Genomic DNA, 18,691 nt, shown 5'->3' on the forward strand with positions numbered 1-18,691 from the left:
CATGCCGCTTTTCTGGGAACTGCAAAATCTTCGCATGGGGATCAAGTTTGCCGTTGCCGGTGTTCTGCTGGTTATAGGCATCATCGCAATTGCCGTTGCCTACTATCAGACCATCCTGATCGACGAGCAGGCCCAGATCACCAGCCGCGAGACACGGCAGCTGGCCGAAGATGCCAGCCGACTGGACCTCTCCCTGGCCGATGCTCAGGTAGCCCTGACCAACGCCCGTCTGACACCGAGCAACGACACGTTGAAGCAGTTCATCGTATCTGCAACGCGTATGCACAACGAACTGAACGCTCTGCTGCCGCAGCTGCGCTCTAACGAAGACCGCCAGAACATTCAGCAGCGTCTGGAACAGCTGCAGCTGGATGAGAAAATGACCGCGCTGAAACGGGTTAACCTGCGTACCCTCAACCCGGGTTCCCAGATTTCATCGCTGCAGCAGAGCTTCGGCCAAACCCTGGTCGACCTGCGTGAGGTCAACGAACAGATGCAGCTGCTAACGTCTGTCTATGCCGACGAAGACAGTGAAAAACGTAACGCCGACACGGCGCAGATGATCAAGCTGTTCTTCGCCTCGCTGGTGATTCTGGGTCTGGCCATGGCGGTTGCCCTGGCGATTGTTAAATACGGTGTACTGGACCCTGTTCGTCGCATCCAGAAAACTGTAGATGCCGTACGTGGTGGTGATACCGAAGCCCGTACCCGTCTGGAAAGTGGCGACGAGCTGGGCCAGATGGCCAACGTACTGGATATGCTGCTGGACGAGAAGGAAACGGCCATCGCCAAGCAGGCTGAAGAGAACAAGAAACTCAACAACTCCATCATTGAACTGATCCAGAGCGTCTTCAAGATCAGTCAGCGTGACCTGACCGTTCGCGTGCCGGTAGCCGAAGACATCACTGGTGCCATCGCCGACTCCATCAACCAGCTGACCCAGTCCATCGAGAAGGTACTGCTGGAAGTCAGCCATATCACCAAAGAGGTCAACACCTCCTCCGTACAGGTAAAAGGCCAGTCAGAAGCGGTTCTGGAACAGGCCAACAAGGAGCAGGAAGAGATCAACGCAACGCTGGAAGGTCTGGACTCCGCCATCGAGGCGATGCAGCTGATCGCAAAACTGGCCAGTGTGTCCAACACTGCATCCCAACAGGCAATCAGCACCTCCGAAACAGCGAAAGAGTCCGTATCGGCGACCATCAACAGTATCAACAAGATGCGTCAGACCATCCACGAGGCGGAAAAACGTATCAAACGTCTGGGCGAACGTTCGCAGGAGATCGGCGGTATCATCAACCTGATCAACAACATCTCCGAGCGTACCCACATCCTGTCCCTGAACGCGAGTATGCATGCTGCTTCTGCCGGTGAAGCCGGTCGTGGCTTGATGGTGGTGGTAGACGAGGTACAGCGTCTGGCCGAGAACTCCCGTGAGGCAACCGCCGAGATCGAGAACCTGGTCAATAACATCCAGCTGGAAACTGCCGACACCATCCACGTTATCAACACCGCTATCGAGGACGTTGTCACTGGTACTCGCCTGGCTGAACAGGCCGGTGAGCACATGGAACAGACCCGAAGCACTACCCAGTCACTGGTAGAGTCCGTTGTCCGTATCGCCCAGAACGCGACCGGTCAGGCCAAACTGGCCCAGACCCTGCGCCAGCGTGCCGACAGCATCAACGCCTTTACCCAGGCAACCAACAGCGAGATGGTGCAGCAGAAACAGCTCTCCTCCCGCCTGGTAGGCGCCGCCGACGAACTGCAGCGCTCAATCAGCGTGTTCAAACTGCAGCATCAGGCTGAAGACTAAGGAACGCCGGCAGATGGAGGAAAGCGGTATGAAGCCGATGCTGGCCGACCAGCTGACAGCCCTGGGCGAGCAGCTCGACCAGCCAACGGAACAACTGGCCGAGCAGCTGGCCGAGCTGTCAGAAACCTGTCAGGAAACAGAATTACCGGGGCTGGGAGACCTGCTGGCGTTCATGTCCGAGCTGGTAGCAGCGGAAGAAGCTGCACTGGCCCCTGAACATCAGGCACAACTGGCCCTTATTCTGCAGGCACCAGGCAAGGGATTGGCACTGGACGACCTACTCGCCGCCGCCACTGGTATCCTGACAGCCGACAGCTGGCAGGCACCGCTGGAGGCCGAGGATCTGGATATGCTGCCCGAGCTGCTGGCCGAAGACTGGCCGAAGCTGACAGCGGCAGGCTCATCCGAGGCAGAGACAGAACTCGAAGCCGGGTCTGCACAGGACGACGAGGCTGATGAAGTCTCAATTGACGACCTGGACTTCCAGCTGTTGCCCGAAGAGGACCTTTCCCCTGATACCGAAGCAACCATGGAAGACGTATCCATGGATAGCGTTGAGGCAGCACCTGTAGAAACTCCTGTGGGAGCGCATGAGGAAGCACCTGTGGGAGCGCTCTCCGAGCGCGAAGAACCCACCTCGGAAACTCAGCCCTCATCAGAACCCCCTGGCCCTGTCACCAGTGCCCTGAAACAGTCAGACAACCCTGAAGCTCTGAGCGAACAGCTGGCTGATTTAAGCGAGTCCCTTGCAGAACAGGACCCGCCTCTGATCTCGGACCTCTGCGCTCTCGCCGCCGAGCAATACGCCTCTCTGGAAAGTCTGGACGATAGCCCAGCCGCTGAACTGGCCAGCTTGCTGGATCAGCTGTTGAGCACGCCTGATCTGGACACCGCAACCGCTGCACTGAATGTGTTAGGTCATGCCGACTGGCCCGAGCCCATGGACCCTGAAGATCTGGCCGAACAGCAAGCGCTGATTGAAGAAGAGTTCCAGGCAGATGCCAGCGTACCGAAAACCGAGCCCGAAACGGCTGTAGCAGAACCTGACGAGGCTGAGGCAGTTCCTGAAGCGCTTTCTGAAGCTTCCTCTGAGGCGCTTTTTGAGACCACTCCTGAAGCGACACCTGGTGAAGCGCCTGTGGGAGCGCTCTCCGAGCGCGAAGAACCTTCCACGGAAACTCAGGACTCATCAGCCCTCTCCGGCCCCGCCATAGCGGCTTTCAACAGCAGTGACGACCTAGAAGCCCTGTGCGATCAGCTGGCTGAGCTGAGCGAAACCCAGGCAGAGCGTGAGCCCACGCTGATTTCAGACCTGTGCGCACTGACCGCTGAGCTCTGTGGCGCGCTGGAATCCCTGGACCACCCGGGGCTCAAGTCCCTGCTGATGCAACTGGATCAGCTGCTGGAGCAGCCCGACCAAAGCAACGCCAGCGCCGTTCTGACGGCCTTGGGCGATGAGCAATGGCCCGAGCCCCTGGATGCTGAAGACCGGGCCGAGCTACAGTCCTTGATTGATGCCGCTTTCCTGTCTCAGGAAACCGAGCAGACCACAGAGCAAGACATCATCACCGCAGAAGCACAGGAAACGACTGCGCCTGAGGCTGTAAACGAAGCGGGGCCTGCCTGTTCTGCACTGAACGCTGCCGACTCCGGTGAAGCCCTGTCCGAACAGTTGATGGAGCTGAGTGAATCTCTGGCAGAGCGCGATCCTACACTGATCTCCGATCTGTTCGCGCTGGCCGGTGAAGCCTGCGAGGCGCTTGAAGATCTCACCAACCCTCTCGCCACTCAACTGTGCCAGCAGCTGGACCAGTTGCTGGCAACTCCGGATGCCGACACCTGCAACCGAACCATCGAGCTGCTGGCCGACGCGCACTGGCCGGCGCCACTGGAAGCTGACGATCAGGCCGAGCTGCACGCGCTGGTCACCGAGGCGTTTTCACCTGCCGATGCACCGGTCGAAGAGCTTGCCGAGGCTGACTTTGAGCCTGCGGCTCAGCCAGAACTGCAACCGGAGCCGGTCGAGTCAACGCCTGCCGTGGCAGAAGCGGTCGAGCTGGAACAGCCCGATTTCTGTACCGTGGATATGAGCCTGCTTGAGAATGCAGGCCCCAAGGTCGATCCTCAGATTCTGACCATGCTGTCCGGCTCCTTGCTGCAACTGACCCAGTTGTGGGAGCAAACAAAGCCCAACAGCAACTCGGCACTGCTGGAAGCCAGCCAGGAAGCCCTTCTGCCACTGGAACGGGCCTGTGAAACCGTTCACCTGAGCGGCATCCGCATTCTGCTGGAAGGCCTGGGACGCAACCTGGATTACATGATCCAGCGCCAGCTGCCATTGGAAGTATACGAGCACAACCACTTTACCCACTGCCTGGAAGCCCTGCAGACACACCTGGATGACCTTGGCGACAAGGGCAACCGCGATACGCTGGTGGATGCCATCAGCGATCCGGGGCTTCCCATCCACGCCGACCCTCAACAGTCCGCGTTCATCACCGGGCTGCTGGCATTAGCGAGCATCCAGTCACCGGAGGATATCGAGCATCCTCAGGCCACACCGGAAGATGTGGAGCTGGCCATTGCAGATGATATCGATCCCCAGTTGCTGGAAATGCTCTACGACGAGCTGCCCACTCTGGTGGACGAGTTCCAGCAGCACTTGCAGGCGGTACTGGAGGAAGAGCAGACCGAATCCCTGCTCAGTGCCCAGCGCGCAGCCCACACCATCAAGGGCCTGGCCAACATGGCCGGCATTCGCGGTCCGGCCAAATTGACCCACTGCATGGAAGACGTGCTGGAGGTACTCACCGACGCCAAGACCCTGCCGGGCCCTCAGCTGGCGGAAGATCTAACCGAAGCGATCGACTGCCTGGCCCAGATGAGCGAGTCGATCAGCGAGTCAGAACCCAGCCCCGACGGTTCGATGGAAGTGCTGCAAAGCATGATGGACTGGTTCTACCGCCTCCGTACCGAAGGTATAGAGGCGGCTGGCCAGGCGTTGAGCGGCAAACCCAAACGCAAGAAAACACCTGCTCCTGCGCCCAAGGATGACAAGCCTGCCGAGCAGCAGAAACAGGCTGCCCAGGGCGGCGGCGAACAGGGCCAACTTCGTGTTCCGGTCAGCCTGCTCGATAACCTGTTCCGAATCGCCGGTGAGTCCAGCACTCTGAACGCCCAGCTGGATGATCGTCTGAGTCAGATGCACCGCTTGGCGCGCGCCAACCGTGACCGCCAGCGTGTACTGCAGAAAGTCATGTTCGACATCGAACAGCAACTGCAGGACTACTTCACACTGCATCCCACGGAAAACGGCGATGACAGCCACTTCGACCCGCTCGAAATGGACCGCTACCACAGCATGCACACAACGCTGTCGCAGCTGCAGGAAGCGGTTGCCGACGTACGCGAGGTGGGCCGTGAGATGGCCGAGCAGCTGCGTCACCTGGACGAAATGCATGCGTCCCAGACCAACCTGCAGAAGGAGTCGCTGGATAACGTACTCAGCACCCGTCTGGTTCCGGTCAAAACCCTCAGCTCGCGCATGCAGCGCATCATGCGCCAGGCCTGCCGTGCAGCCGGCAAGGAGGCGCGCCTGGTCATAGAAGGTGAAGGCGTACTGATCGACAGCCAGGTATTGAGCCAGCTGGCCGACCCCCTGATGCACATTATCCGTAACGCGGTGGACCACGGTCTTGAAGACCCCGAAACCCGTGCAGCCAACGGTAAGGACGAGGTCGGTACGCTTACCATCGGCTTCCGTCAGGCGCAGAATCAGGTACAGGTGAGCTGTGCCGATGACGGTGGCGGCATCAACGTCACCCGCGTTAAGGAAATTGCCGAGCGTAAAGGCCTGCTGAAAGGGGGCCGTGTGCTTTCCGACAGCGAAGCCCAGCGCCTGATTCTGATTCCCGGGTTCTCGACCCGTGATGAAATCAGCCAGCTGTCAGGACGTGGCATCGGCATGGACGTGGTGTATCAGCAGGTTACCCGCCTGCAGGGCACCATCAGTATCCATTCGGTACAGAATGAAGGCACTCGTTTCGACCTGGCACTGCCGGCCTCGTCACTGCTGATCCATACCCTGCTGGTGCGCAGCGCCAACAAGCGTATCCATGCCCTGTCCAGCCACACCATTGAGCAGAGCCTGCTATCGGCCGATGGCGAGATCAACAGCTCCGATGACGGCATGACCTTTACTACAGAAGAAGGTGTATACCCGGCCTACACGCTGGAAACGCTACTGGGTGAAAAGCCCGGGGATTACAGCGGCAAGCGTCTGTTCCCGGTACTACTGGTCAAACTGGACCAGGGCGAAAAAGCGGCGGTATTTGTGCCCGAAGTATTGGCCCACCGCGAGCAGGTGTTCAAGTCCATGGGCGAGCACCTGCCCGATATCCCCGGCGTGCCCGGCGTTACCATTCTTGCCGACGGCAGCGTGGCGCCCATCGTTGACCTGCAGGGACGTATCCGCCAGCGTCATTCGGCCCTGAGTCCGGTATCCGAACTGGCAGAGCCCGAGTTCAACCTGCACCTGCCTGAAGTCCTGGTGGTGGATGACTCTCTCAGTGCCCGTAAGACACTGGCAACCCTGCTCAGCGACAGCGGCTACGAAGTACGCACCGCCATCGATGGCCTGGATGCATTGGACAAGATCCGTCAGGAACCGCCTGCGATTGTCCTGACCGACCTGGAAATGCCACGCATGAGCGGCATGGAACTGGCGGCCATCCTGCGCAACAGCAAGCAGTACAACAACATCCCTGTGGTGATGATCACCTCCCGTTCCACCCACAAACACCGTGGCGAAGCAGAAGCCGCCGGTGTCTCTGCCTACCTGACCAAACCCTGGACCGAAACCCAGGTGCTGGACCAGGTTCAGACCCTGCTGTTCTAGTCGCCTTGCCGCCGTTCCATCCTCTCCGGATGGACGGCGGCAGCGGTGGACTCCTGCGCCTTCAAACGGTATAAACTACTACTTTTGTTATAGTATATCGGCTGTATCGGCGTCCGCCGGTAGCATTCACCACACACTTAACTGACTGGAGTTCGTCCCGCTGATGAACCTGTTCTGGATACCTTTATTGCCGTTACTCGGTACCCTGATGCCACTCCTGACCGAAAGGTTCGGACGCAGCGCCTGCGCGCTGATGACCGCCATTCTGCCAGCCGTTGCGCTGTTCATGGTCCTGTATGCGGCACCCCAGGTGTTCGCGGGAACGACGTTGCAGGAGAGTTTTAGCTGGATTCCATCCCTGGGGCTGGAGCTGTCCTTCCGCCTCGATGGTCTGGCACTGCTGTTCTGCCTGCTGATTCTGGGCATCGGTTTGTTGATCATCCTCTATGCCCGCTATTACCTGTCCGAACAGGACTCCATGTCCCGTTTTTACGCTTACCTGATCCTGTTCATGACAGCAATGGTGGGCATTGTCACCGCCAACAACCTGATCCAGCTATGGCTGTTCTGGGAGCTGACCAGTATCAGCTCCTTCCTGTTGATCAGCTTCTGGAACCACAAGAGTGAGGCCCGCAAGGGTGCACGAATGGCACTGACAGTCACCGGTGCCGGTGGTCTTGCCCTGCTGGCGGGTCTGTTGCTGGTCGCCCATATTGTCGGCAGTTACGACCTCAGCGTGGTGCTGGCCAGTGGCGATACCCTTCGTGAGCACAGCGCCTACCCGGTTGCGCTGGTGCTGGTCCTTCTGGGTGCTTTCACCAAGTCGGCTCAGTTCCCGTTCCACTTCTGGCTGCCGCATGCCATGGCGGCACCGACGCCGGTCAGTGCCTATCTGCACTCGGCCACTATGGTCAAGGCGGGTATCTTCCTGCTGGCACGCTTTTATCCGGTACTGTCCGGCACCGAACTCTGGTTCCTGATTGTCAGCCTGACTGGCCTGGCAACCCTGCTGCTGGGCGCCTATATCGCCCTGTTCAAGCACGACCTCAAGGGGCTGCTGGCCTATTCCACCGTCAGTCATCTGGGCCTGATTACCCTGCTACTGGGCATGGACACCCAGCTGGCTGCCGTGGCCGCGATCTTCCATATCATCAACCATGCCACCTTCAAGGCATCACTGTTCATGGCCGCCGGTATCATCGACCATGAGTCAGGCTCGCGGGATATGCGCAAGCTCAACGGCCTGTGGAAATACATGCCCTATACCGCCACGCTGGCCATGGTCGCTGCCGCTTCCATGGCCGGTGTGCCATTGCTGAACGGCTTCCTTTCCAAGGAGATGTTCTTCGCCGAGACCCTGCATCAGGTGTCGCTGGGCTCCCTGTCCTGGATGGTGCCGGTGCTGGCGACGCTGGGCGGTGTGTTCTCGGTGGCCTACTCCACCCGCTTTATCCATGATGTGTTCTTCAACGGCGAACCGATCGACCTGCCCAAAACACCTCATGAACCGCCGCGCTACATGCGTATTCCAGTGGAGATTCTGGTAGCGCTCTGTCTGCTGCTGGGTATTTTCCCGGGCTACATCATTGGCGGTCTGCTGGACTCGGCCTCATCGGCCGTACTGGCGGGTAACCTGCCCGATTACAGCCTGTCGATCTGGCACGGCTTCAACCTGCCGCTGCTGATGAGCGTGATCGCCATGATGGGCGGCCTGATGATCTACTATAACCGCCGTCATCTGTACCAGTTCCAGGCGCAATTCCCGGAAACGGACGCCAAAATGGCATTTGAGAGTGCCATTCAATGGCTGGTCGCGGCGGCGACTCGCGTGCACAAGTTCTACGAGAACGGCTCGCTGCAACGTTATATGTGGCTGCTGTTGCTGTTCGCGCTGGTACTGACCGCAGGCCCGTTGATGGACCTGAATACCACCGCCGGCCTGCGACCGCACCTGCCCATTGATGGTGTTGAAATCACCGCTGCAGTACTGCTGTGCCTGAGTGCACTGGCAACCGTGATCTGGCACCGCAAGCGTATGATTGCCCTGCTGACCCTGTCCGTGGTGGGCCTGATCGTGTCCATCGCCTTTGCCCGCTTCTCGGCACCCGACCTGGCGCTGACGCAGCTGTCGGTGGAAGTCGTAACCGTGATCCTGCTGATGCTGGCACTGTTCTTCCTGCCGCAGAAAACGCCGAAGGAATCCTCACCCCGTCGTGTGGTACGTGATCTGGCCATTGCCGCCATGATCGGTGGTGTGGTCGGCACCATCAACTACGCCATGATGACACGACCACTGGACAGCATCTCCGACTACTTCCTTGCCAACAGCAAGATCGGTGGCGGCGGTACCAACGTGGTCAACGTGATACTGGTGGACTTCCGTGGCTTCGATACCCTGGGCGAGATCACCGTACTGGGCATTGCAGCGCTGGGTATCTTCAAGCTGATCGCACGCATGCGCCTGTTCATGCCGGCCGGTGATGAGCATGGCCGCCCCTGGGCGCGTGATCGCCATCCGATGATGCTGGCCGTGATCTCCCAGAGTCTGCTGCCGCTGGCGCTGCTGGTATCCGTGTACATCTTCCTGCGTGGCCACAACCTGCCGGGCGGTGGCTTTATCGCCGGCCTGGTGACATCGGTAGCGCTGGTACAGCAGTATGTTGCCCACGGGGTCGACTGGATGAAGGCTCGCCTGAAGCTGGACTACCAGTGGCTGATCGGCAGCGGTGTGCTTATCGCCACACTGACAGGTCTGGGCAGCTGGGTGTTCGAGCGCCCCTTCCTGACCTCCTGGTTCGATTACTTCAAGCTGCCCTGGATCGGCAAGTTCGAACTGGCCAGCGCCATGGTGTTTGACCTCGGCGTCTATCTGACCGTGATCGGCGCGACGCTGCTGATCCTGGCCAACCTGGGCAAGCTCACCACCAACCACCGTCCAACTCAGCCGGAGTCTGAATAAATGGAAGCCGTATATGCCGTGTGTGTTGGCCTGCTTACGTTTTCAGGCATTTTCCTCTGCCTGCGCGGGCGAACCTTTCCTGTCGTCATGGGTCTCACCATGCTGTCCTATGCCGTCAACCTGTTCCTGTTCTCCAGTGGACGCCTGAAACTGGACGGTGCCGCCATTCTGGGCACCTCCTATACCTATGCGGACCCGCTGCCCCAGGCACTGGTGTTGACAGCGATTGTAATCGGCTTCGCCATGACCGCTTTTGTGGTCATTCTGGCCATGCGCGCACGCGCCGATTTGGGCAACGACCACGTGGACGGCCGACTGCCCCCGCAACCTGAAACCAAAACACGCCGCAAGAAGGACCAGGCATGATCGAACACCTTCCCATACTGCCGGTTCTACTGCCTCTGCTGGGGGCACTGTTGCTTCTGCTGCCGCCGCTCAGCGCCAGCCTGGAACGCCAGCGCATCGCATCACTGGTGGTGTCGGCGCTGACCCTGCTGGCCGCACTGACCCTGATGCTGCATACCCGTGCCGAAGGCATTCAGCTCTATGTACTGGGTGACTGGCAGCCGCCATTTGGCATCGTGCTGGTCTCCGACCTGCTGTCATCACTGCTGGTCCTGCTGACCTCGGTACTGGGACTGGCCGCACTGCTTTATGCCTGTGCCGGCGAAGATCGAACCGGTGCCTACTTCCATCCGTTGATTCTGTTCCAACTGATGGGGATTAACGGCGCTTTCCTGACCGGGGACATTTTCAACCTGTTCGTATTCTTCGAGGTGCTGCTGATCGCCTCCTATGCCCTGCTGATTCACGGCGGTGGCAAGCAGAAAACCCAGGCCAGCTTCCACTATGTGGCGCTCAACCTGGTAGGCTCCAGCCTGTTCCTGTTCGCACTGGGCATGCTGTACGGCACCCTGGGCACCCTGAATATTGCTGACATGTCGACCAAGGTCGCCAAGCTGTCTGAAGCAGAGGCCGTGCTGGCCCGTGCCGGTGGCATGCTGCTGCTGGTGGTATTCGGCCTGAAGGCAGCCATGCTGCCGTTGCATTTCTGGCTCACCCGCGCCTATTCATCCGCTGCGGCTCCTGTGGCGGCGCTGTTCGCCATCATGACCAAGGTCGGCATCTACAGCCTGTACCGTGTCCATACCGTGGTGTTCGGTGAAAACGCAGGGCCACTGGCCAACATGATTGAACCCTGGATCTGGCCGCTGGCGATCATGACCGTTGTCGCCGGCAGTGTCGGTGCTCTGGCCAGCCCCAACCTGCGTGAACTGACCGCCAACCTGGTGATCGTATCCGTGGGCACCCTGTTGATCTCGGTCGCACTGCACAATGAAAAAGCCACGGCCGCAGGCCTTTACTACCTGGTTCACAGTACCTTTATCAGTGCAGCCTTGTTCCTGGTGGCAGGCCTGATCAGTGAACAGCGCGGCAAGGCGGGAGACCGTTTCGTGATGTCTCGCAAGGTGCGCCAGCCTGCACTGCTGGGTGTCTGTTTCTTCGTCGCAGCCATGACCATTGCCGGTATTCCGCCGTTCTCCGGCTTTGTCGGCAAACTGCTGATGCTGCAGTCGGCCGAGCAGGGATCTGAAATGCTCTGGGTATGGCCCACCATCCTGATCAGCAGCCTGATTACCATCATCGCTCTGTCACGCGGCGGCACGACTCTGTTCTGGCGTCGCAGCACCGACAAAAGCCAGTCAGATCCGGCTTCTCCCTGGCAGGTTGCAGCCGTTACCTTGCTGCTGCTGGCAGCGCCGTTGATGGTGATCTTTGGCGGTCCCATGACTGAATACACCGATGCCGCTGCCCGGCAGTTGCATCAGCTGCCCGCATCTCTGGATGTTCTGCTGCCTGGAGGCCCCTCATGAGTCGATCCTTTTGGCTGCCCATGCCGCTGCACAGCCTGCTGCTCTTTGTCGCCTGGCTGCTGCTTAACAACTCCGTCGAACCCGGCCACCTGGTGCTGGCAGCCTTCCTGGCCTGGACCATCCCACTGCTCTGTGCACCCCTGAAAACAGACCAGCCCCGCGTCCTCAAGCCGCTGCTGGCAGCCCGCTATGCCCTGCGTGTGCTGGGTGATATTGTCACCGCCAACATCGACGTGGCCATTCTGGTGCTGGGCCCCATGCGTAAACTGCAGCCGGGCTTCATCGCCATTCCGCTGGATCTGAAAGAAGACCTGCCGATTACCGTGCTGGCCAGCACCATCTCGCTGACCCCCGGTACCGTCAGTGCCGAGGTTTCAGAGGACCAGAAATGGCTCTACATTCACGCGCTGCATATTACCGATGAGCAGGCGCTGATTGCCGAAATCAAGGCGCGCTACGAAGCCCCGCTGAAGGAGATTTTCGGATGCTGAATACCACCATTTTCATTGTCAGTGGCGCGGTATGTATCGCACTGGTACTGAATCTCTGGCGTCTGTTGCGTGGGCCTGATCTGTCGGACCGTATCCTTGCGCTGGATACCATGTACATCAACAGCATCGCCCTGATTCTGCTGTACGGCATGCACATGGGCACCAACCTCTACTTTGAAGCGGCCCTGCTGATCGCCATGCTCGGCTTTGTCAGCACCGTGGCCCTGTGCAAGTACCTTTTGCGCGGCGATATTATTGAGTAAGGATGTATGAATATACTGGTTGAAATTCTGGTCTGTGTACTGCTGTTGATCGGTGGCTTTTTTGTTCTGGTCGGTTCTCTCGGCCTGTGCCGCCTGCCGGATGTTTACACCCGCCTGCATGCACCGACCAAGGCTACTACGGTGGGTATGGGCGGCATCCTGATCGCCTCCATGGTACTGATGACCTACGAGCAGGGGTATTTCAGCGTACACGAACTGTTGATCACGCTGTTCCTGCTGATCACAGCCCCCATCACCGCACACATGCTGGCCAAAACGGCACTGCATCATGAGAACCGCGCCCTGAGACGCACACGTTCACAGCACCTGATCGCCAGTGCCCGCGAGCAGCAGCCACCGGCGGTTCCCGACAGCTCCAGTCATGATTGAGCGACTGCAGAACGCCGAGCTCAGCTGGCAGGCGGGCTCACCGGAGTCAGACCGATTTGGCGATATCTACTTCAACCGCGATGGCGGTATTGCTGAAACCGAACACGTTTTCCTCCAGGCCAACCACCTGGAGGAACGTTTTGCCAGCCTTGAAAGCGCGTCGTTCGTCATTGCCGAAACCGGCTTTGGTACCGGACTCAACTTTCTGTGCGCCCGTGATCTATGGCTAAAGCAGTCCAAAGCACCGCAGCAGCTCCACTATATCTCCTGTGAGAAGTACCCGCTCAAGGTGGATGACCTGGCCCGAGCGCTGGAAGCCTTCCCCCAGTTCGCAGAAGGTTCGCGTCAATTAATTGACGGCTATCCGGCACCGGTTGAAGGCTTTTATACCCTGAGATTTGATGGCGGCCGTGTGCTCCTTACGCTCCTCTTGGGGGATGCCCTTGAGCAACTGCCGCGCCTGGAAGCCCGCATTGACAGCTGGTTTCTGGACGGTTTTGCTCCCGCCAAGAACCCGGATCTCTGGACTGACGCTCTGTTTCTGCAGATCGCCCGCCTGAGTCAGCCGGGCACGCGTTTTGCCACCTTCACCGCTGCCGGTATCGTCCGTCGCGGACTCCAGGCAGTCGGCTTTGAGGTGGAAAAACGCCCGGGGTTTGGCCGCAAACGCGAGATGCTTGCCGGAGTCATGACCGCGCCCGCGCAAACAAACGGGGAGTCAAAAACCCGGCTGCCGATCTGGAGCCTGCCTCCGGAACCTCGCAAGCCCGTCAGCACAGAACCTGTCATTGTCATCGGCGCGGGCATCGCCGGCGCTTCTGCTGCACGGGCATTGGCCGAGAAAGGCATTCCTGTTCAGGTGGTTGAACGCCACGCATCCCCTGCGCAGGAAGGCTCAGGCAATGCGCAGGGTGCGCTCTATGCCAAACTGCCGGCCAAACCCACGGCACACAGCCGCTTCCACCTCTGTGGTCTGGAATACAGCTGTGCGTTGCTGCAGCCGCTGATGCAGCAGGACCCTGCTCTGGGCGACCTTTGTGGTGTGTTACAACTTGCATTGAATGCCAGGGAACAAAGTCGCCAAGGTGATATTGTTGCGGCCGGTGCCTACCCTGACAGTCTGGTTCATGCAGTTGCTCGGGCTGAAGCCACTGAACTCGCAGGACTGCAGATAGATACATCAGGCCTGTTCTTCCCCCGTGCAGGCTGGGTTTCGCCCCCGGCACTGTGCCAGGCGCTGCTGAACCATCCGCTGATTCAGTGCCAGTACAACACGCCAGTGAGCGACTTGAGCTGCCACGAGGGCATCTGGCAGCTGGAAGGCACCACCTTCAGTGCCCGTCAGGTCGTGGTCTGCTGTGCCAGCAGTAGCCGTCAGTTCAGCCCCCTGTCATGGCTTCCACTCAAACCGATTCGAGGCCAAACCAGTCAGGCCGATGCGCCCGCCAACCTGGCTGCGTTGAAAACCGTGGTCTGTGGAGAAGGCTATATCTCGCCGCCTATGAAGGAACGCTACTGCTTTGGGGCATCATTCAAGGTGGGTGAGACTGAACTGGATGTACGTGAAGACGAGCATACGCACAACCGGGACATTCTGACCCGTGCGTTGCCCGAATTGGGCCATGCCCTTAGTGACAAGTCTCTGGATGGGCGTGTCGCACTGCGTTGCAGTACACCGGACTATTTACCCTTGACCGGGCCCGCGCCTGATCTGAACGGCTATATCGAACGCTACGCCAAACTCAGGGATGACGCCCGCTGGCCACTGGACCAGCCACCAGCCTATCAAAACGGCCTGTTTATCAACCTCGGACACGGATCAAAAGGCCTTATTAGCGGTCCAATAACAGGAGAGTTATTGGCGGCTCAGATCGCGGGAACCCCCTCTCCCCTGTCTGCTGACCTACTGCCAATCCTCCATCCAGGACGATTTATAATCAAGAATCTGATTCGCGGGTCGCTATAATAGGAGTAGCCGGTATTTTCCGGTAAGTGCGGAGGTAGCCTATGGCACTTGTCATCTATGATCAGGGGTATCGGATTCAGACCCCCGTTGACTCGTTGTTTCGGCAACGCGGTGTCGAGTCGATGCAACAAAGCAGCCAGGCATCCGGCTTGCCGGCATCCGAAGACAAGGCACAACGGCAGCAAGGGACTGAAGAACGGATTGAGCTGTCTCGGGAGCGTTTTCAGCTACCACCCAAGGACCGGCGCCAGTCACCCAAGGGCTATGACCAGGCAGGCCGAGAACAGGCGTCAGTTTCGAGCAAGCCTCAGGAGCTAAAAGCGGCGCAGGTCATGAGCAGCCCGGTACTGACCGTCACAACCGATACCAGTCTGCGTAAAGCCTGGGAACTGATGCAGGCACAAGAGGTGTACCACCTGATCCTGATCGACGACGATGAACGGGCACTTGGCCTGCTATCACGAGACGATATTCTGGCAAAAGGCACCGACTCACCTGTGAGTGTCACTCAGGCCTACCACAAACAGATGGTTGTGGCCTCGCCTGCGACCCCTGTCTCGAGCATTGCCGCCAGCTTCGTGCGCTACGATATCGGCGCTATTCCGGTCATTGATGATCATGACCGGCTGCAAGGTATCGTATGTCGCACCGACCTGCTGCGCATGCTGATCAATAATGCCCGTGTCGAAAGCTGGGCCTGAGGTATCACTGCGGCGGCAGTTGACGGCCTGAGGCTTTAGCTGCGGTTCGCTCCAATGGATCTTCCGGTATGTCCGATGGAGAGCGGTTGCCACTCAGCCAGTTGGCCAGGGTGCTGAAAACCTTTTTAACCGCACGCCAGAGTTTTGGCAGAATCCAGATCAGCAGCCCGATAAACAGAATCAACGCGCCCAGGAACCAGAGCGGATGATTCAGTGCGGTCCAGAGGCCACCGATCACGATCAGGTCTTCACTGAAGGAGGCTGTCCAGTTGGTCAAGGGCTCGGGCGAGGTATTGATGACTACCCGGGTACCTGCCTTGAGCGCATGGCTTCCTGCCGCCATGGAGCCACCCACCAGGGCAGCGGCCAATTCTACCACCGGACTCATATCGCCCACGGCACCTGCGGCCAGCGCCGCACCAGCCGGAATGCGTATGAAGGTATGCAGGCTGTCCCAGCCGGTATCCACCCCTGGCACCTTATCGGCAAAGAACTCGACGAAGTACATGAAGCCTGCCGCCATAAGCACCAGCGGATCGCTGACGATCTCCAGCCCCGGCGGCAGCGTCAGATGGCCCATATTGGATAGCACACCCAGCATCAGCACAGTGGCATAGAGATTAATGCCACTGGCCCAGGCAACGCCCATGGTGAGTGCTATCAGCGAAGTAATCTGATCAAGCTGTTCCACAGGCAGGCCTCGCTATTCAGTTTTGCCAGTCGCGCACCTGATCGGCCGGCACAATATTGCACTGGCCTGTGTGCTCACTAAAGATCAATACAGCCTCACCACGCTCCAGGGCTCGTCGCACCTGGCTCACCTTATCGGCAAGACTGTACTCCTGTTCACCATAGTCAGTGCCGTCACGGCTGACAAACTCCTGAATCAGGTTATCCAGTGTCTCAGCCGACACTTCCTGCCAGGGGATAATCATGCCGACTCCCACTCAGCCAGCTGCTGCAGGAAGCTTGCTTCATCCATCACGGGCACGCCGGCCTTCTCCGCCTTGGCCAGTTTGGAACCGGCACCGGGGCCAGCGACAAGCGTGTGGGTTTTGCCGGACACACTGCCGCTGACCTTGGCCCCCAACGCCAGCAGGCGCTCCTTGGCTTCATCGCGGGTCATCTGCTCCAGCGTACCGGTCAGTACCCAGGTTTGTCCCTGCAACGGCTGGGCGTTTGCACCTGCCGCGACTTTGACTTCGGACTCCCAGTGCATGCCGAAATCACGCAGTTGCTGTTCCAGTGCACGAATGCGAGCGACCCAGTCATCATTACGCAGGCACTGCATCATGCCGTCACGGGCCTTGCGGCTGAGTTTGGGCACCTCGGCCAACACCGACTCATCCGCCGCCAGCACAGGCTCCAGCGCCTTGAAATAACGCGCCAACGCCTCGGCCCCCGTCTTGGCCACACCCGGAATATCCATGCGCAACAGCAACATATCCAGCCCGATAGCGCCCTGAAGGCCCATAGCGATGTCGGTTTCGCCCTGCAGATCGATGCCTTGCGCCAGCAGGTCGTCCAGTACCTGGCGGTTATGGTCGTCCTGCATGAAGTTATGGATCTCATGACCTACTTCCAGGCCGATATCCGGCAGCCAGGTCAGCAGCAGCGGCTCCGCTTCTCGCAGGCGTTGCAATGAACCCAGCTGGGCCGCCAGGGTACGCGCAGTGCCCTCACCCACCTCAGGAATGCCCAGTGCATAAACAAAGCGGGCCAGTTCCACCTGACGGCTGGCCGCGATGGCATTGATCAGGTTTTCTGACGACAGCTGAGCAAAGCCTTCCAGTTCCAGTACCTTTTCCACTGTCAGTCGGTACAGGTCTGCTGGCGAGCTAACCAGTTCCTTTTGCACCAGCAGTTCGATGTTTTTCTCACCCAGGCCATCAATATCCATCGCCTTGCGCGAGACAAAATGGATCAACGCCTGGATCAGCTGCGCCTGACAGGACAGGCGGCCGACACAGCGGTATACCGCACCTTCCGTATGTTGTTCACGCCCCTTGCCACGCTTGACCAGACGCACGCGTTCCACCGCCGAGCCACAGACCGGGCATTGCTCGGGAATGTGAACCTCGGTTTCCTCCCCGGTACGCTTGTCCGTCTGTACCGCCGCTATCTGCGGGATAACATCACCAGCACGACGCACGATCACCCAGTCACCGGCGCGCACACCCAGGCGGGCAATCTCATCCATATTGTGCAGGGTGGCGTTGCTCACCGTGACGCCGCCGACAAACACCGGCTCAAGGCGGGCAACCGGGGTAATGGCACCGGTGCGTCCCACCTGGAATTCAACCGCTTTCAAGCGGGTCGCTTCTTCCTGAGCCGGGAACTTGTGGGCAATGGCCCAGCGCGGCGCCCGGGCGATGTAGCCCAGCTGCTCCTGCTGGTCGAGACGGTTAACCTTGAATACGATGCCGTCGATATCGTACGCCAGTTGGTCACGACGGGCGGCAAGCTGCTCGTAGTAGTCACGACAACCATCCAGGCCGTTTAAGACGCGCATTTCAGCGTTGATCTTCAGCCCCCAGGCGTGCAGCTGTTCCAGCCGCTGGGCGTGACGGTCCGGCAGCTCGCCACCGCTGACCACTCCCGTGCTGTAGCAGCAGAACTCCAGCGGCCGCTTGGCCGTTACCGCCGGGTCCAGCTGACGCAGACTGCCAGCCGCCGCATTACGCGGGTTTACGAATGTTTTTTCATCGGCTTCGCGGGCCAGCGCATTGAGGCGTTCAAAGCCGGCACGGGGCATGTAAATCTCGCCACGCACTTCCAGTCGCTCGGGCCAGCCGCTGCCCATCAGGCGCAGCGGAACCGAATTGAGGGTGCGCACATTCAGTGTAATATCTTCCCCGGTGGAGCCATCGCCACGGGTGGCCGCACGCACCAGACGCCCCTGCTCATACATCAGGCTGACTGCGATGCCATCCAGCTTGGGCTCGCAGGCGATCTCCAGATCAGCGGTATCGTCCAGCTGCAGGCGTTCACCGATGCGTTTAATAAAGGCGGCCATATCTTCGGCATCGAAGGCGTTATCCAGTGACAGCATCGGCTGTTCATGGCGCACTTCGGCAAAACCGGTATCCGGTTTTTTACCTACACGTTGGGTGGGTGAGTCTGCCGTCACCAGCTCAGGATGCTCGGCCTCCAGTGCCTTCAACTCCTGAAACAGGCGGTCATACTCGCTGTCGGTGACACTGGGCTCATCAAGTACGTAATAACTGTAGTTATGCGCTTCAAGCTCGCTGCGCAGCGACTCGGCACGTTCGGTAACGGAATCGGGAAGGGTCATGCCTGTGGATATCTCAGGTCGGTTAAAAACAAAAACGGG

13 protein-coding genes are annotated in these 18,691 nt (G+C 59.2%); 10 read left to right on the forward strand and 3 right to left on the reverse strand.

The window, feature by feature from the left end; all coding sequences use genetic code 11:
- The first annotated feature begins 1 nt into the window (after position 1).
- From O3C79_RS17995 to O3C79_RS18040, 10 genes are all read left to right on the forward strand, one after another.
- Positions 2 to 1,816 carry a methyl-accepting chemotaxis protein gene (locus O3C79_RS17995; RefSeq protein WP_494384211.1) on the forward strand — a complete coding sequence of 605 codons (1,815 nt, stop codon included), beginning with the start codon at positions 2 to 4 and terminating at the stop codon, positions 1,814 to 1,816.
- Positions 1,817 to 1,844: 28 nt separating this feature from the next.
- Positions 1,845 to 6,713 carry a hybrid sensor histidine kinase/response regulator gene (locus O3C79_RS18000; protein WP_494384212.1) on the forward strand — a complete coding sequence of 1,623 codons (4,869 nt, stop codon included), beginning with the start codon at positions 1,845 to 1,847 and terminating at the stop codon, positions 6,711 to 6,713.
- Between the two features lie 163 nt (positions 6,714 to 6,876).
- Entirely contained in the window at positions 6,877 to 9,672 is a 2,796-nt protein-coding gene (locus O3C79_RS18005; RefSeq protein WP_494384213.1) for a monovalent cation/H+ antiporter subunit A, read from the forward strand.
- Positions 9,673 to 10,038 carry a Na+/H+ antiporter subunit C gene (locus O3C79_RS18010; protein ID WP_010322297.1) on the forward strand — a complete coding sequence of 122 codons (366 nt, stop codon included), beginning with the start codon at positions 9,673 to 9,675 and terminating at the stop codon, positions 10,036 to 10,038. It abuts the gene before it with no gap.
- On the forward strand, positions 10,035 to 11,546 hold the full coding sequence (locus O3C79_RS18015; protein ID WP_494384214.1) for a monovalent cation/H+ antiporter subunit D: 1,512 nt from the start codon (positions 10,035 to 10,037) through the stop codon (positions 11,544 to 11,546). Before O3C79_RS18010 ends, O3C79_RS18015 begins: the two co-directional genes overlap by 4 nt.
- Entirely contained in the window at positions 11,543 to 12,037 is a 495-nt protein-coding gene (locus O3C79_RS18020; RefSeq protein WP_494384215.1) for a Na+/H+ antiporter subunit E, read from the forward strand. Before O3C79_RS18015 ends, O3C79_RS18020 begins: the two co-directional genes overlap by 4 nt.
- A complete protein-coding gene (locus O3C79_RS18025) occupies positions 12,031 to 12,300 on the forward strand; it encodes a K+/H+ antiporter subunit F (RefSeq protein WP_076466437.1) in 270 nt (89 codons plus the stop codon). Before O3C79_RS18020 ends, O3C79_RS18025 begins: the two co-directional genes overlap by 7 nt.
- A gap of 6 nt (positions 12,301 to 12,306) precedes the next feature.
- A complete protein-coding gene (locus O3C79_RS18030) occupies positions 12,307 to 12,690 on the forward strand; it encodes a Na+/H+ antiporter subunit G (protein WP_494384216.1) in 384 nt (127 codons plus the stop codon).
- Entirely contained in the window at positions 12,683 to 14,656 is a 1,974-nt protein-coding gene (gene mnmC / locus O3C79_RS18035; RefSeq protein ID WP_494384217.1) for a bifunctional tRNA (5-methylaminomethyl-2-thiouridine)(34)-methyltransferase MnmC2/FAD-dependent 5-carboxymethylaminomethyl-2-thiouridine(34) oxidoreductase MnmC1, read from the forward strand. Before O3C79_RS18030 ends, mnmC begins: the two co-directional genes overlap by 8 nt.
- A 41-nt stretch (positions 14,657 to 14,697) precedes the next feature.
- Positions 14,698 to 15,357 (forward strand): CBS domain-containing protein, encoded by a 660-nt coding sequence (locus O3C79_RS18040; RefSeq protein WP_010322303.1) that lies wholly within the window; start codon positions 14,698 to 14,700, stop codon positions 15,355 to 15,357.
- A 4-nt stretch (positions 15,358 to 15,361) separates the two neighbouring features.
- On the opposite strand, the gene O3C79_RS18045 is transcribed toward O3C79_RS18040, so the two are convergent.
- Genes O3C79_RS18045 through ligA form a run of 3 tightly spaced genes read right to left on the reverse strand, consistent with a single transcriptional unit; the run spans position 15,362 to position 18,652 of the window.
- Positions 15,362 to 16,048: a DUF4126 domain-containing protein gene (locus O3C79_RS18045; RefSeq protein ID WP_494384218.1), complete on the reverse strand. Its 687-nt coding sequence runs from the start codon at positions 16,046 to 16,048 to the stop codon at positions 15,362 to 15,364.
- A gap of 16 nt (positions 16,049 to 16,064) precedes the next feature.
- Positions 16,065 to 16,292 (reverse strand): YheU family protein, encoded by a 228-nt coding sequence (locus O3C79_RS18050; protein ID WP_417534230.1) that lies wholly within the window; start codon positions 16,290 to 16,292, stop codon positions 16,065 to 16,067.
- Positions 16,289 to 18,652, reverse strand: a complete 2,364-nt coding sequence (ligA, locus tag O3C79_RS18055; protein ID WP_494384219.1) for an NAD-dependent DNA ligase LigA — start codon at positions 18,650 to 18,652, stop codon at positions 16,289 to 16,291. Before ligA ends, O3C79_RS18050 begins: the two co-directional genes overlap by 4 nt.
- Positions 18,653 to 18,691: the final 39 nt, after the last annotated feature.

The sequence above is a fragment of the Marinobacterium sp. NO-S09 genome, from assembly GCF_059179545.1.